Origin of the sequence: Bradyrhizobium sp. B025, from assembly GCF_042257955.1 — a bacterium.
In the GTDB taxonomy this organism is placed as follows: domain Bacteria; phylum Pseudomonadota; class Alphaproteobacteria; order Rhizobiales; family Xanthobacteraceae; genus Bradyrhizobium; species Bradyrhizobium diazoefficiens.
Map to the genome: position 1 here is coordinate 8,798,723 of NZ_CP170150.1, position 14,684 is coordinate 8,813,406.

Annotated in this window: 15 protein-coding genes and 1 tRNA gene; 4 read left to right on the forward strand and 12 right to left on the reverse strand. The window is 65.1% G+C overall.

Going from position 1 to position 14,684, the window contains the following annotated elements; all coding sequences use genetic code 11:
* Positions 1-5: 5 nt before the first annotated feature.
* Positions 6-473 carry a DUF2269 domain-containing protein gene (locus ACE10W_RS41640; RefSeq protein ID WP_304549706.1) on the reverse strand — a complete coding sequence of 156 codons (468 nt, stop codon included), beginning with the start codon at positions 471-473 and terminating at the stop codon, positions 6-8.
* Entirely contained in the window at positions 470-1,348 is an 879-nt protein-coding gene (locus tag ACE10W_RS41645; RefSeq protein ID WP_304549708.1) for a S9 family peptidase, read from the reverse strand. Before ACE10W_RS41645 ends, ACE10W_RS41640 begins: the two co-directional genes overlap by 4 nt.
* A 266-nt stretch (positions 1,349-1,614) precedes the next feature.
* Between ACE10W_RS41645 and ACE10W_RS41650 the strand changes: the two genes are divergently transcribed.
* Positions 1,615-2,124 carry a GNAT family N-acetyltransferase gene (locus ACE10W_RS41650; protein ID WP_008136728.1) on the forward strand — a complete coding sequence of 170 codons (510 nt, stop codon included), beginning with the start codon at positions 1,615-1,617 and terminating at the stop codon, positions 2,122-2,124.
* Between the two features lie 179 nt (positions 2,125-2,303).
* Positions 2,304-2,840, forward strand: a complete 537-nt coding sequence (gene ppa / locus ACE10W_RS41655) for an inorganic diphosphatase (protein ID WP_011083378.1) — start codon at positions 2,304-2,306, stop codon at positions 2,838-2,840.
* 133 nt (positions 2,841-2,973) lie between these two features.
* Here the strand turns inward: ppa and ACE10W_RS41660 are convergent, their stop codons facing one another.
* From ACE10W_RS41660 to ACE10W_RS41670, 3 genes are read right to left on the reverse strand one after another with little or no spacing between them, the layout of a single operon-like run.
* The gene (locus ACE10W_RS41660) at positions 2,974-3,858 is read right to left on the reverse strand and encodes a bifunctional methylenetetrahydrofolate dehydrogenase/methenyltetrahydrofolate cyclohydrolase (protein ID WP_011083379.1); all 885 of its coding nucleotides are present in this window, start codon (positions 3,856-3,858) and stop codon (positions 2,974-2,976) included.
* Position 3,859: 1 nt separating this feature from the next.
* Entirely contained in the window at positions 3,860-4,213 is a 354-nt protein-coding gene (locus ACE10W_RS41665) for a DUF167 domain-containing protein (RefSeq protein ID WP_060909667.1), read from the reverse strand.
* A 15-nt stretch (positions 4,214-4,228) separates the two neighbouring features.
* The gene (locus ACE10W_RS41670) at positions 4,229-4,519 is read right to left on the reverse strand and encodes a YggT family protein (RefSeq protein ID WP_007598721.1); all 291 of its coding nucleotides are present in this window, start codon (positions 4,517-4,519) and stop codon (positions 4,229-4,231) included.
* A gap of 206 nt (positions 4,520-4,725) precedes the next feature.
* On the opposite strand from ACE10W_RS41670, the gene ACE10W_RS41675 reads away from it, so the two are divergent.
* Positions 4,726-4,801, forward strand: a tRNA-Ala gene (locus ACE10W_RS41675).
* Between the two features lie 108 nt (positions 4,802-4,909).
* Here the strand turns inward: ACE10W_RS41675 and ACE10W_RS41680 are convergent.
* From ACE10W_RS41680 to ACE10W_RS41710, 7 genes are all read right to left on the reverse strand, one after another.
* Positions 4,910-5,722 carry an enoyl-CoA hydratase gene (locus ACE10W_RS41680; protein WP_011083381.1) on the reverse strand — a complete coding sequence of 271 codons (813 nt, stop codon included), beginning with the start codon at positions 5,720-5,722 and terminating at the stop codon, positions 4,910-4,912.
* Positions 5,723-5,821: 99 nt separating this feature from the next.
* The gene (locus ACE10W_RS41685) at positions 5,822-6,625 is read right to left on the reverse strand and encodes a glutamine amidotransferase (protein WP_060909665.1); all 804 of its coding nucleotides are present in this window, start codon (positions 6,623-6,625) and stop codon (positions 5,822-5,824) included.
* 129 nt (positions 6,626-6,754) lie between these two features.
* A complete protein-coding gene (locus ACE10W_RS41690; protein ID WP_304549735.1) occupies positions 6,755-7,534 on the reverse strand; it encodes an SDR family oxidoreductase in 780 nt (259 codons plus the stop codon).
* 227 nt (positions 7,535-7,761) lie between these two features.
* Complete coding sequence (locus ACE10W_RS41695; RefSeq protein ID WP_011083384.1) at positions 7,762-8,250, reverse strand: TerB family tellurite resistance protein; 489 nt, start codon at positions 8,248-8,250, stop codon at positions 7,762-7,764.
* Between the two features lie 223 nt (positions 8,251-8,473).
* On the reverse strand, positions 8,474-9,883 hold the full coding sequence (locus ACE10W_RS41700; RefSeq protein WP_304549738.1) for an adenylate/guanylate cyclase domain-containing protein: 1,410 nt from the start codon (positions 9,881-9,883) through the stop codon (positions 8,474-8,476).
* A gap of 50 nt (positions 9,884-9,933) precedes the next feature.
* Positions 9,934-11,301 (reverse strand): cytochrome P450, encoded by a 1,368-nt coding sequence (locus ACE10W_RS41705; RefSeq protein ID WP_304549740.1) that lies wholly within the window; start codon positions 11,299-11,301, stop codon positions 9,934-9,936.
* Positions 11,302-11,335: 34 nt separating this feature from the next.
* Positions 11,336-12,706, reverse strand: coding sequence for a hydrolase (locus tag ACE10W_RS41710; protein WP_304549742.1), 1,371 nt, complete (start codon positions 12,704-12,706; stop codon positions 11,336-11,338).
* Between the two features lie 137 nt (positions 12,707-12,843).
* Between ACE10W_RS41710 and ACE10W_RS41715 the strand changes: the two genes are divergently transcribed.
* Complete coding sequence (locus tag ACE10W_RS41715; protein ID WP_011083388.1) at positions 12,844-14,532, forward strand: MFS transporter; 1,689 nt, start codon at positions 12,844-12,846, stop codon at positions 14,530-14,532.
* The last annotated feature ends 152 nt before the right edge of the window (positions 14,533-14,684 follow it).

Here is a 14,684-nt window from a genome sequence, read left to right on the forward strand (position 1 = left end):
TTCCCTCAAAACGGCTTGGCGACCATCAGCCAGAGGATGAGCATCGTCGCGCCGAAGCCGGGGAAGCCGAACGCGAACCAGCGGCGGAACAGGACGAAGTAACGCTCCGGCAGCGCGGCGTGCTGCTCGGAAGCCTTGCGCGCGAGATCGCGCATCTCGATCTGCATGAAGACGACAGGGATCCAGAACAGGCCCGCGATGGCATAGAGTGCGAGCGACGCGAGCAGCCAACGCTCCGTGAACGACGTCGCCGAGAGCATCATCAGCAGGCCACCGCTGACCGGCTGCAGGATCACGGCCGACAGCGTGAAGATCGCGTCGGCAATCACCACCACCGAGGCGGTGCGCGCAATGAAGTCTGCGTCGTGCGTTCGATGCGCCATCAGCATGAAGAAGGCGATGCCGGTTCCGGTGCCGAGGATGACGATGGCGCCGAGCACGTGCAGGTATTTGACCAGGAAATACAACGTCATGGTTTCGTCTTCAGCGCATGCTCGAGCTCGCCGCCGGCGGCTTTGACGCCGGCTTCGGTCTCGATCATCCAGTGCCCCTCGCCGCCCACCGCGGGCAGTGCGCGGAAATCGACCTTGCCGCCACCGCCGCGAAATGCATCTGCCAGCGACTTCGAAAATACCGGCGGAAAATAGCTGTCATTGCTCGCAACGAGCCATGTGACGGGAATGCGCGCCGCCTTGCCGAATTCAGCGGCGGCCGCGAGAAGCGCATGGGGCGCACAGATCCGGTTCGGTTCGTCATTGGCATGGCCGCCGCGCCCCGGCGCAATCACTGTGATCGCCGAGATCGTCTTGGGCTCGGCATTGGCGAGCGCCAGCGCGCCCCAGCCGCCGGCGGAATGGCCGATCACGATCGCGGCATCCTTGCGAATGAAATCCTGCTTCCGCAAATGGTCCAGTGCCAGCGAAATTTCTTCGGCGGTCGCACGACCCGCGCGCGCGTAATCCGCTTCGTCACAGCCACCCTGGTCTTCGACATAGCGGCCACCGGTCGCACCATGGCCGAGCCGTTCCGGCACCAGCACGGCAAAGCCGCGCGCGACGAGGAACGCTGCGAGCGCGCGGTATTCCGGCTGCGGCATTTGTGCACGACGCAAGCCGTTCTGCGTCGAAGCATGCGCGACGACCGCGAGTCGAAATGGACCGGCACCGAACGGGCGAAACAGCAGCGCATGCGCGGCGATGCCGGCATCCGGCGAGGGTACACGCCATTCCTGCCGGCGAAACGGCTCGCCTTCCTCGCCCGACGCACCGAACGTGACCTGGGCGCACAGAGGCGGCGCGGTCAGCAAAGCCAGCAGAGGCAGGAGCGCAAGGATGTTGAAGAGCCGCATGAATTGCCGGAGGCGAGCACGGACAACGAAGGCCAGACTAACGGGAACGAATCATCCTGGGCGGACTTTCTGCGTTGCCATCGCCGTTCATTGGTTGCCGCAACCGAGTTTTGCACCGACGCTTGGCACTCCGTTGCCGTTCAGGGCAGCGCCTTGTCCTCTTTCGGTACAACACAGTTGAAATACTGATGCAGAAAGTCCACAGGTTAACCGATAATTAACGATAGGTCTTGCCGCCGACGCGGCGACTTGGTTTGATCGTGTCCATGAGCACAACCCTGATCGAGGTCCGGCCGGCCAAAGCTGCAGATGCAACTGCGGTGGCGTCAACCCATGACGAAGCTTGGCGCTCGGCCTATCAGGGCATCATTCCCGGCGCCGAGCTGGAGAAGCTGATCAACCGCCGCGGTCCGCAGTGGTGGGACAGCGCGATCCGCAAGGGCAGCCGCGTCAGCGTACTGGTGTTCGGCGACAAGATCGCAGGCTATGCCAATTACGGCCGTAACCGTGCCCGCAGCCTGCACTTCGACGGCGAGATCTACGAGCTCTATCTGCGCCCCGAATTCCAGGGCCTCGGCTTTGGCCGTCGCCTGTTCGCCGCCGCTCGCCGCGACCTGATGCAGAGCGGGCTGAAGAGCATGGTCGTGTGGGCGCTCTCGGACAACGATCCGGCGACCGAGTTCTACCGGGCCCTGGGCGGCCGCATGGTGGCGCGTTCTTCGGAACGATTCGGGCCGAAGTCGCTCGACAAGGTTGCCTTCGCTTGGACCAATTGAGCTGCTGAAAGCCTAGCCGGCAGCGTTTCCCATCCGTCGATACCGTTTGCCGCTTGAGCCGGTGTTCGCCGGATTCATTATTTCAAAAAAACACGATGGATTGGGGGGCCAAGCCCGCGTATGACAGCGCCAAAATCGCTGCCGGGCGCGATTTAACCTCGGCAACAACGGAGCCTTGAATGCGTATCGATGCTATCTCGATCGGGAAAAACGTCCCACAGGACGTCAATGTCATCATCGAAGTCCCCGTGGGCGGCGAACCGATCAAATACGAGATGGACAAGGAGGCCGGCACGCTGGTGGTCGACCGCTTCCTGTACACGCCGATGCGTTACCCCGGTAACTACGGCTTCATCCCGCACACGTTGTCGGACGACGGCGACCCCTGCGACGTGCTGATCATCAACACCCGCGCCATCATCCCCGGCGCCGTCATGAGCGTACGCCCGGTCGGCGTGCTGTTCATGGAAGACGAAGCCGGCGGCGACGAGAAGATCCTGGCGGTGCCGTCGTCGAAGCTGACGCAGCGCTACGACAAGGTGAAGTCGTACTCCGACCTGCCCGACATCACGCTGCAGCAGATCCAGCACTTCTTCGAGCACTACAAGGATCTCGAGAAGGGCAAGTGGGTGAAGATCCTGCGCTGGGGCGGCCCGGAGGACGCGCACAAGCTGATCCTCGAGGGCATCGAGCGCGAGAAGAAGAAGAAGGGCTGAGCTTCTGTGTCCCGGACGCGGCGCGGCATGAAATGACGCGACGCTGAGCCGGGACCCATGCCGCCACTGGGCCCCGGCTCAGCAGCGCACCGCTGAAGAAGCGCTGCGCTGCGTCCGGGGCACGAGAGTTTACCTACACCGCCGGCTTCGGCAGCCCGGCGATTGCGCAGGCCGCGCGCAGCGTGTTCACGAGCAGGCACGCCACCGTCATCTGGCCGACGCCGCCGGGCACCGGCGTGATGGCACCGGCAACGCCGAGCGCTTCCTGATAGGCGACGTCGCCGACAAGGCGCGTCTTGCCGTCCTCCTTCGGAATCCGGCTGATGCCGATGTCGATCACGGTCGCGCCGGGCTTCAGCCAGTCGCCGCGCACCATCTCCGGCTTGCCGACGGCGGCGTAGACGAGATCGGCGCGCTTCACGAGGCCCGGCAAATCGCGCGAGCGCGAATGCGCGATGGTCACCGTGGCGTTCTCGTTCAGCAGCAATTGCACCAGCGGCCGGCCGACCAGGTTGGAGCGGCCGATGACGATGGCGTTCAAGCCCTCGAGCGAGGGATGGACGCTCTTGGTCAAAATGATGGAGCCGAGCGGCGTGCAGGGCGACAGCGCTTCGAAACCGCCAGCGAGACGACCGGCATTGTTCGGATGCAGGCCGTCGACATCCTTGGCGGGATCGATGGCGTTGATGACGGCCTCGGTGTTGAGGCCCTTCGGCAGCGGCAGCTGGACAAGAATACCGTGCACGGCGGGATCGCGGTTGAGCTTTGCGACGACGGCCAGCAAGTCCGCTTGCGAGACGTCAGCCGGCAGCTTGTGCTCGAACGAGGCCATGCCGGCCGCCTGCGTCTGGGTGCCCTTGGAGCGGACATAGACCTCGCTCGCCGGGTCGTTGCCGACCAGGACCACCGCAAGGCCCGGCACCAGATTGTGCTCGCGCTTGACGCGGGCAACCTCGTCGGCCACGCGCGCCCGGAGGTCCGCGGCAATGACTTTTCCATCGATGATCTTGGCCGTCATGTCAGTTCCCTTGGTCTTTCGATTTGGCGGATGCGAGTTGGCGCAAGGTCTCGCCGAGCCGCGCCGGATCGCCGTCGACCGCGATCTGCTTCAGCCGCGAGGTTGCTCCGGACAGGAGTCTTACGCTGGCCTTGGGGACACCAAGCGATTTCGCCAGCAGGACCAAAACGGCCTTGTTGGCCTCGCCGCCATCGGCGATCGCGCGCACCCGCACCTTGAGCACGCTGCGGCCATCGGCCAGCTGCTCGATCCCGTCGATGTCGTCGCGGCCGCCGCGCGGCGTCACCCGCAGCGCGATGCTGATTCCTGCAGCCGAGTAACGCCAGGGTTCCTTGAAGGCCTCTTTCGCGACCAAGGCGCTCCTGCCTGCTTAGATGACGTTCGGGTAGATGTAATACAGGATCACCCGCTCGATGAACATGATGAGCAGGATCAGGATGATCGGCGAGATGTCGAGGCCGCCGAGGCTGGGCAGGAAATTGCGAATCGGCGCCAGCACCGGCTCGGTGATCCGGTAGAGGAACTCCGCAACCGCCGAAACGAACTGGTTGCGGGTGTTCACCACGTTGAAAGCGATCAGCCAGGACAGGATCGCGGAGGCGATCAGCAGCCAGACGTAGAGGTCGAGCACGATGATGACGATGTCGAGAACGGCACGCATGGCTTTTGAAGACTCTGGCTTTTGAAAACTCTGGCTGCGGTCGGGATTGACGCCTTTTGCTAGATATCGGTTCCCCCCGGCCCAAACAAGGGAAGTTCGGACGCAGGAATGGCTAAAACCGGGTTACGCCCGTCCTTGACTTGACCTTGGCAGGGACTTAAATGGCGCCCGGTTGTCGGCCGCGTTTACCAGGGCGGCCAACAAACGGGGCCATAGCTCAGCTGGGAGAGCGCGTCGTTCGCAATGACGAGGTCGGCGGTTCGATCCCGCCTGGCTCCACCAGCCTTCGCAGGCTGCGCCTGCTTCGGCTCGGCAAGCCCGCTCGTAGCGAAGGCTGCCACGCCATAGCCCACGGGGCGACGGCGGGCTCCATCCGAAGACCTCTCCCCCCTACCTCCCCGTAAACCTCGGCGGCCGCTTCTCCATGAAGCTTGCCACGCCCTCCCGGAAATCGCTGCCGCCGAGCGCCACCATCATCTCCCGGTTGGCCTCGATCGTTGCCTCGGCCAGCGTCTGGAACGGCACCTCGTAGAGCTGGCGCTTGATCACGGCCATCGCGCTCGGCGAGACGAAGTCGGCGAGGTCGCGCGCATAGGCGTAGGTTTCCTCGCGGAGCTTCTCCGGCGAGCACAGGCGGTTGACCAGCCCGATCCGCAGCGCCTCGTCGCTCGAAACACGGCGCGCCGAGAGCAACAGATCCATCGCGTTGGCATGGCCGACGATGCGCGGCAGCATCCAGCTGATGCCGTGCTCGGCGATGAGTCCGCGCCGCGCGAAGGCGGTGGTGAACACGGTGTTGTCGGCGGCGAAGCGCAGGTCGCAATAGAGCGCGTGGACGAGGCCGATGCCCGCGGTCGCGCCGTTGAGCATGGCGATGACGGGCTTGCCGATCGACGGATAGAAGCCGTAGCGCGTCTGCCAGTCGGGCCGACGATTCATGTCGAAGGGCGGCAGGCTCGATGCGCGCCTGACGTCATCGGGGTCGAGCCCTTTCAGCGCATCCATGTCGGCGCCGGCGCAGAAGGCGCGGCCCGCGCCGGTGAGCACGATGACGCGGACATTGTCGTCGGCGCTTGATGCTTCCATCGCATGGCGCACGTCGCGCTCCATTGTCGGCGTCCACGCGTTCATGCGGTCCGGGCGATTGAGCGTGATGGTCGCGACCTTGTCGCGCACCTCATAGAGAATGTGTTCATAGGCCATGACGCTCTCCCTTTGTCTGCCGGCACGCGTTCGCGCGCGCTCGTTGTCAGCGAGCCTAGCATATCCAGGGATGAGGCAAGGGCTTGCGCGAAGGCGCGATCACTCGGCGGCTTGCGCCAGCAGCGGCCGGCGCGCCAGCCAGCCATTGATGAAGTGATCGAGCCAGGCGCGTTCCGCGGCATCGTACACGGCACGGTCCGCGAAATGATGATGCCGCTCGCGCGCACCGGGCGCGCTGAACCCGTCATAGCCGCGCGTGGTCCAGCGATGCATCATGGCGTAGGTCACGTCAGGATGAAACTGCACGCCGAAGGCATGGCCCGCACGGAACGCCTGCACCGGAAAATCGTCGCCTTCCGCAAGCAGCTCAGTGCCGGCCGGCAGCTCGAAACCCTCGCGGTGCCAGTGATAGACCTGCGCCGGCCAGGCCGGACAGAGCGCGTAGCCCGCGGCCGTCGGGCGGATCGGATAGTAGCCGATCTGGGTCAGTGCCTCCGCATGCGGCGCGACGCGGGCGCCGAGCTGCATCGCCAGCATCTGCGCACCGAGACAGATGCCGAGGAACGGCCGCTGTTCGCGAAGCGGAATTTCGATCCAGTCGATCTCGCGGCGGATGTAGTCGTCGGGATCGTTGGCGCTCATGGGGCCGCCAAAGACTACGGCGCCGGCATGCTGATCGAGCGTCTCCGGAAGCGGATCGCCAAAGCGGGGACGGCGGATGTCGAGACGATGGCCGAGCGCGCGCAGCGCATTGCCGACCCGGCCGGGCGTCGAGGATTCCTGGTGCAGGACAATCAGAACCGGCAACCGGGCTTCGGGACGAGCAGCAGATGCGCCAAGGGCCCTTCTCTTCGGGAAGGGCACCAATTCCGCGCCACCAAACCTGTCCGTCCGGAACGACATTGCCTTTCCAAATGCTATCGGTTCAGACCGCCAGCATAGCTAAGCGATGGTTAACATCGTGTGAGTTTGCGCACACGCGACACCGATCAGGAAAGCAAGCTCCGGGCCACGACAGGCTTCGAGCGTTCTTCAGCGTCTCTGCCGCTGGAATCGGCTGGTGGCGGACAGGATGAAGCCGCGCGGGAAGAAACGCAGCGCGAACGGCACAATCTTGATGCCGAGACCCGGCAGCACTGCCCGTTTATTTGCCATCAGCCCACGATAGGCCTCCCGTGCAACATCGGAGGCAGGAACATTGAGAAGGGCCGTATTGTGTCCGGAGCCGACGCCGGCGCGCGCCTGGAATTCGGTAGGCACCGGACCCGGGCAAAGTACGGTGACGCGGACGCCGCGCGGCGCGAGCTCCGCCCGCAAGGCCTCGGTGAGAGAAATCACATAGGCCTTGGACGCGTAATAGACCGCCATGCCGGGGCCGGGCAGAAAGCCGGCGACCGAGCCGACATTGAGAAGACCGCCCTTGTTCCTGATGAGCTGATCGGCAAATCGCAGCGACAGATCGGTCAGGGCCCGGACGTTGACATCGACGATGCGAACCTGCTCGTCGCGATCGCACTCGATGGCATCGCCGAACACGCCGAAGCCGGCATTGTTGACGAGATGGTCGAGCTCGACATCTTCGGCGGCGAGCGCGGCCGCGATCTTCTCGCCGGCATCAGCTTCCTGGAGGTCGCAGGCGATTACGATCGGCTTCTTGCCGCCCTTGGCGGCGAGCTCGTTCGCGAGCGCCTCGAGCCGGTCCGCGCGCCGCGCCGTCAGCGCCAGACGGTGTCCATTCGCGGCGAACACCCGCGCCAGCTCCGTGCCGATGCCCGCCGAGGCACCGGTGATCAACGTTACCCGCTCAGTCACGATCGAAGTCTCTTGAATTGAAGTTTTTAGTCCCGCAATGGCGGAACGAGAGCATAGGCCGTACGCGACAGGCAAGCGGCGCTGACAGCATGGCCGCCTGAGCGGGCATCAGGGAGAGCAGAAAACCCGGGGATTTACGGATGAATCCGGGATAACCGCAGCCGGGGTCTACATTAAAGTTTCGTCATGTAGCCTGTACAACCGGCAATCCCCCGTGTTGGACGAAATCAGCCGCCTACGGCGCCGTCCTTCACCTGGTTACCGGCACGGTCCGCCACGGCATGCTTCAGGTCGATCCGGTCGCGCTGGGAAATCCCGAGCAGGTCGGAGGCGCGCCAGACCACGTTGTCCTCGAACTCGGAGACCTGGCCGTCGGCATAGACCAGCTCCCACATCATCTGGACGATGCGCTTGCGGCCCGCTTCGTCGAGCGAGCGCATGATGACGCTGGTGAAGTGATAGAGGTCGACCGCCTCGCCCTCGACCTGGGTCGCGTCGGCGATCAAACGATCGGCAGTGCCGCGATCGAGCCCAAAATGGCTTTCGATCAGGCTGTGCAGCTTGCGCTGCTCGGTCGCCGTCGGCTGGCCGTCCAGCGAGACCACGTGAACCAGCAACGCGGTCGCCGCCAGCCGATAATCGCTGTCGCCGAATGCGCGATCCCCGGCATGGGGAGCAACAATGTCGGCGATGAATTGACGCAGGCCGTCGAGCATGGGGTCCTACCGAAAACGATGACGCCGCGGGGGCGCGGCGTTACCAGCATTATATGTGCGGGAAACTCAACCGGCGCAACGTGCGTCAGTTCCCCGCGCTGCATTACGTTTCGGCAATCTGTTCGCTGTCATTCCGGGGCGCGCGAAGCGCGACCCCGGAATCTCGCGCTACAATCTCGAGATTCCGGTCTGGCCCTTCGGGCCATCCCGGAATGACGGTGGCTCACGGTATCTCGTACACCACCATCTTGTCGGCGATGCCGCGCAATGCGGCCTGCTTCTGGATCGGCCTGATCTCACGCTGCTTCAGCACTTCCGCTACGGCTGGCGCGTCCAGCACTGCCCCCGTGATGTGCATCTCCTGCGCGGTCGACAGGCTCTGCACGCGGGCGGCGATGTTGACTGTCTGGCCGAAATAATCCTGCCGCTCGTTGAGCATCACCGCGAGGCACGGACCTTCATGGATGCCGATCTTGACGATGAGATCGGCGGTGCCGCGCTGCTTGTTGAGCACGTCCATCGCCGCACGCATCCGCAGGCCCGCGACGATCGCGTGCTCGGGACGGACGAAGGTCGCCATCACGGCGTCGCCGATGGTCTTCACCACCGCGCCCTTCTCGGAGGAGATGATCTCGAGCAGCGCATGGAAATGCGCGCGCACGAGATCGAAGGCGGCGAGATCGCCGACCCGATCGTAGAGCGCGGTCGATCCTTTCAGATCCGTGAACAGAAATGTCAGGGACGTGATCTGGAGCCGCTGATCGACACTGAGATTGTCCGCCTTGAACACATCGCGGAACGTCTGGTTCGACAGCATCCGCTTGGCGGTGAGGAACGGCTTGCGCTTGCCGATGAGGTGATGAAGCGCCTCGGCCGCGATGAACACCGACGGCAGCACGCGTACGCCGGCCTGGTTCTCCAGCGACAGCCGCAGCGGACCCGGCCGCATGGTCGTGGTGCCCGTCGGCGCCTGCACCCTGTTGTACATGATGGCGAGCTGCTGGCGGTCCTTGGTCGGCTCGCCCTGGACGTCGATGAAATGAGCGGCGTGCGTCACCGGCTCGAAGATGATGATGAAGTCGTTCGGCAGCTGCAGCGACATGGTCGCCTTCTCGCCGGCCGGCAGCTCCATCGTATCCAGTGTGACCTCATTGGCCAGCGTCGCAAACGATTCCTTGTTGAAGTCGACGCCGGAGCTCCAGAACACCTGCTTGAAATACTCCCATACCGGAAGCGTATCCGGGTCGTGCGCCGCGATGCGCCGGACGCGCGGGTTCACGGTGAAGGAGACCTCGACCTGGTCGTCGACGGAGGCCTTGTAACCGCAGGCACAGAGCGCACAGTGATAGTCGTCGGGCTTGAGCGCCTTCAGCGTCGCGTGAGCGCCAAGCACACCGCCGCAGCCCGGACACAGCACGTTCCAGCCGAGATCGAACAGCCCGAGCCGCGCCGAATGCAGGAAGGCGGAGATCGCGCGCTCTTCGTCGACACCATGCTGCCTGGCGAAATCGAGGACATTGACGCGGTTGAGCTCGTGATCCTCGCCGTCCTCGATGAGGCGCGCAATCTCATCGACCGCCTTCGGATCGGCGGTCTGCTTCAGAACGGAAAACTGGGCCTGGATGTCGCTCATGGCGTAACTCTATCTAGGGTGGATCACGCCATCGGCCAGGCGAGCGCCTGTCACCGACGCGTGATTCGGAACATGGGTGAGCGGTCCGGCTGGGTCGTGACGACGCCATGCGGGATCACGGGAACCGTATCGACCAGCTCGACGCGAAACGCACCGATCAGCCGGGCCAGCGCCAGCACGGATTCGGCTTGCGCAAACGGCGCGCCGACGCACACGCGCGGACCCGCGCCGAACGGCAAATAGGCAAAACGGTCGGGTGCTTCGGTCGACATGAAACGCTTTGGAACGAACGCGTTCGGCTGATCCCACAGCTTTTCGTGCCGGTGCAGCAGCCAGGGCGCGATCATGATGATGTCGCCCCTGCCGATCTCGATTCCAGCCGCATTGTCCTTCGCGCGCGCGGCACGCGCGATCAGGAAGGCGGGCGGATAGAGCCGCATGGTTTCTTCGATCACCGCACGGGTGAATTTCTTGCGATCGATGTCGGCCATGCTGTCGAGATGTTCGCCGCGGGTCTCGGACGCCACCTCCTCCTGCGTATCAGGATCGAGCGCGAGCAGATAGAGCGCCCAGAACAGCGCGGTCGCCGTGGTTTCGTGACCGGCGAGAATCATGGTCGCGACTTCGTCGATAAGCTGCTCGTCCGAAAAGCCCTTGCCCGTTTCAGGATCGCGCGCCTCGTCCATGAGATCGAACAGGTCGCGCGGCGGCGCGCCGTCCTTTTTCCCGGCGGCGCGCCGCTCTGCGATCAGCATCGCGACGAATTCGGTCCAGCGCTTGCGGAAACGGGCGCGGGCAAAATCCATCGGGCTCGGCCAGGACACCGGCAGCAGCATGTCGAGGAAATAGGGCCGTCCCAGCCGCTCGCCATATTCCACGACGAAGTTGCGCAAGGTGGCGCCATGCCGGTCCATGCCGAACGAGAACATCGTGCGCCCGGCGATCTCGAGCGTCATGCGCTGCATGGCCTCGCGCAGATCGACGGTCTCGCCGCTGCGCGCATCCAGCTTCGCGATGGTCTCGTCGAGCACCGCCGTCATGTGCGGAACGAGATTTGCGGTGGCGCGCGGCGTGAAGGCCGGCGCAAGCGTGCGGCGCTGAAACGTCCAGGCATGACCTTCCGCAATCAGGAGGCCTTCGCCGAGCACGGGACGCAGCATGCGAATGCCGGCCGGCGTGCGCGTGTAGTTCTCGTAATTGCTGAGCAGGACATGCCGGATCGCGTCCGGGCGGTTCAGGATGAAGCTCTTATGGAGGAAGAAGCGGCCCTCGAGAACGTCTTCCTCATAGGCGCGCTGTCCCCAGGTTGCGATCATGTTCTGCCTGATCACAGCGACCCGTCCGAGGAACGACATGTCGTCGGGGGCACGCGGCGGCGTCGGGGGGATGATGGGCCGCCGCACGCTGGCGATGTTCATGGCTCTCTCCCGCAGATGTGACGCAGGCAAATAGCTAGTAAGTCAGCTCGGCAACCGCAATCCTGTTCTCGGCGGCAGGCCAGAGGCGTGCCACGATCCGTTCTTCGCCGAACTGGGCCACGATGTTACGCCCGATCTCGCCGGCCGGAAGCCGCAATGTTGCTGTCGCATCCGTGGGTACGCCCGGTTTGACGTCGGCCGGCTCCTTGCCGTCGAGCAGAACCACGTCCCGCGGCAGGCCGAAATAGCCGCGCGGACGTGACATGATCACGACTGCGCCGGCGTCCTTGTCCGCCGGCCCGAGCGGACGCGCGGCGCGCAGGTGGACGACATCGGACGAGCGCGGGAAGGGCGAGCGATAGATATGCGTGGTCGGCGCATCCGGCGACGCGAGGACGAATTCGAGCGGCCAGGAGGGTTCGACCTGCGCCGGCCCCCAGCGGCCGTCAGCACCGGTCTTCGCGCTGTGCACGGCATTGCCGTTGCGCTCACCGGTATCCGGATCGACGCGGAAGATATCGACGGTTGCGCCCGCCACCGGCCGATTGGTGGACACGCCGCCCGGCGTTCCCGTGACGAGGCCACTCAGCCTGACGCTCGGTTCCGGCACGATCGCGATGCGCGCGGGCTCGCGGCCGGCGATGAACTTGTAGATCTCGCGGAACGCGCGCGGGTGAAACGCCACCTCGCGATGATCGAGCGCACCGAGCACGAGATTGGTGGCCCCCCGCAGCTCCGGCCCCTCGGCGGTGACACCGGTCGGCGTGCCGGGCTTGCCGATGAAGCGGCCGTCGGCTTGCGCGTATTTGTCCATGCCATCGCTGCGCAAGGTGAGGAAAGCCGCGCCCGGCGTCACCTCGCTCTCGCCCCCGTTCAGCCCGCGCAGGAAAACGCCGCGGCCGTTGAACTCGTTGTTGGGCTGGTCGTCGCTCGCGAACACGCCGTGATTGGGCGTGCCGCACAGGACAGCGTGGCTGACGTCAGCCACACCGCCGTTCCTGACGACATTGCGGATCGCATAGCCGCCGCGAGAGCTGCCGACCAGTGCCACGCGCGCCGCACCGGTACGGCGCTTCAGCTCGGCGATGGCGGCGGCAAGCTCACGGCGCTGGTCCTCGGTCGAGGAGCGGTTCGCCTGCTCGACCGTGTCGTCGCTCCGCGCATTGGGATCGGTGAAGTTGATCGCCAGCATGCGATCGCGCGCGATGCCATTGGATTCCATCCGCCACATCGTGGTCATCCAGAGCGCGTCGTAGTCGCCATTGCCGTGGACGAACAGGATCGGCGGCACCTCGGCGCCCTGCGCCGCGGGTGCGGTTTGAGCGAAAGCGTCCATCCGGACGCTCGCAAGCGCAAAGGGCAATGTGCCGGCACCTTGCAGGATCGTCCGTCGCGACAGCTTCATCTGTTCCTCCCCGGCAAAACCGCCTCTTTGCACCGCTTATAGCGTCCTAACCACTGGACAGCGAAGGACTTTCGCGGGCATCACTGAATCCGCCGGAATCGCCTGGACCACTTCTGCCAGCCCATATGGAAGGGGATATGACCGAGCAGCCGAACCGTCAGAGAATCGCAGCCGACGGCATCGCCGCGCCGCTGCGATACACCGTGTTCCGGCGCATCTGGCTCGCCAGCCTACTCTCCAATCTCGGCCTGCTGATCCAGGGCGTCGGCGCCGCCTGGGCGATGACGCAGATGGCGGCCTCGGCCGACAAGGTGGCGCTGGTGCAGACCGCGCTGATGCTGCCGATCATGCTGATCTCGATGCCGGCTGGCGCCATCGCCGACATGTATGACCGCCGCATCGTCACCCTGGTCTCGCTCATGATCGCGCTGACGGGCGCGACTGCGCTCACGATCCTGGCCGGGCTCAAGCTGATCACGCCGGAAGCGCTGCTCGCCTTCTGCTTCGTCGTGGGCAGCGGCAACGCGCTGTTCGGCCCGGCCTGGCAATCCTCGGTCAGCGAGCAGGTGCCGCCCGAAGCACTGCCGTCGGCCGTCGCGCTGAACGGCATCAGCTACAACATCGCGCGCAGCTTCGGTCCCGCGGTCGGCGGTGTCATCGTCGCCGCGCTCGGCGCGGTGGCGGCGTTTGCCTGCAACGCGATCCTCTATCTGCCGCTGCTGGTCGTGCTGCTGCTGTGGCGGCGCAGCACCGAGCCCTCGCGCCTGCCCCGCGAGAAGCTCAACCGCGCCATGGTTTCGGGCTTCCGCTACATCACCAATTCGCCGCCGATCAAGATCGTCCTGCTGCGCACGCTGGTGATGGGCCTGATCGGCGGCGCCATCATGGCGCTGATGCCGCTGGTCGCGCGCGACCTGCTGCATGGCGGCGCGCAGACCTACGGCATCATGCTCGGCGCCTTCGGCATGGGCGCGGTCATCGGCGCGCTCAACATCCACGAATTGCGCAAGCGCATGAGCGGCGAGTCCGCGATCCGCGCCTGCACCATCTCGATGGCCTTTGCGATGGCCGCCCTTGCCGTGAGCACAGAACCGGTGCTGACGGCGACCGCGCTGGTGCTGGCCGGCGCGGTCTGGATGGCCGCCGTCGCGCTGTTCAATATCGGCGTGCAGCTCTCGGCACCGCGCTGGGTCGCAGGCCGGTCGCTGGCAGCGTTCCAGGCCTCGATCTCCGGCGGCATCGCGATCGGCGCGTGGGGCTGGGGCCATCTCACCGACTATGCCGGCGTCGAGGTCGCGCTTCTGGTCGCGGCAGGCCTGATGCTGATCTCACCGCTGCTCGGGATCTGGCTCACGATGCCGCGCGTCGGCGCCCGCAACGAGGACGCCGAGGTGCTGGCCGATCCCGAAGTCAGGCTGTCGCTCACCGGCCGGAGCGGACCGCTGGTGGTCGAGATCGAATACCGGGTGTCTCAGGAGAACGCGCGCGCCTTCCACAATGTGATGCAGGACGTGCAGCTCTCAAGGCAGCGCAACGGCGCCTATGGCTGGTCGATCGCGCGCGACATCGCCGACCCCGAATTGTGGACCGAGCGCTATCACTGCCCGACCTGGTTCGACTATCTGCGCCAGCGCAACCGCTCGACCCTATCCGAACGCGCGCTGCATCAGCAGGCGATCGATTTCCACATCGGCCCCGAGCCGGTGCGCGTCCGCCGCATGCTGGAGCGTCCGTTCGGCTCGGTGCGCTGGAAGGAAGAGACGCCGGACCAGGGAGCAAGCGAGGTGCTGCCCGTGGTTGCGACCGCGGCGGGGAGCAGCACGTAGGTTCTGCCGTCGTCCCGGCGAAGGCCGGGACCCATAACCACAGGCAAAAGTTTGGCGAAGACTCGGAGTTGCGACCGAGTCCTGTACAGCTAGTCGCGCTCTATCGATAGATCACGCGGTATGGGTCCCGGCCTTCGCCGGGACGACAAGCA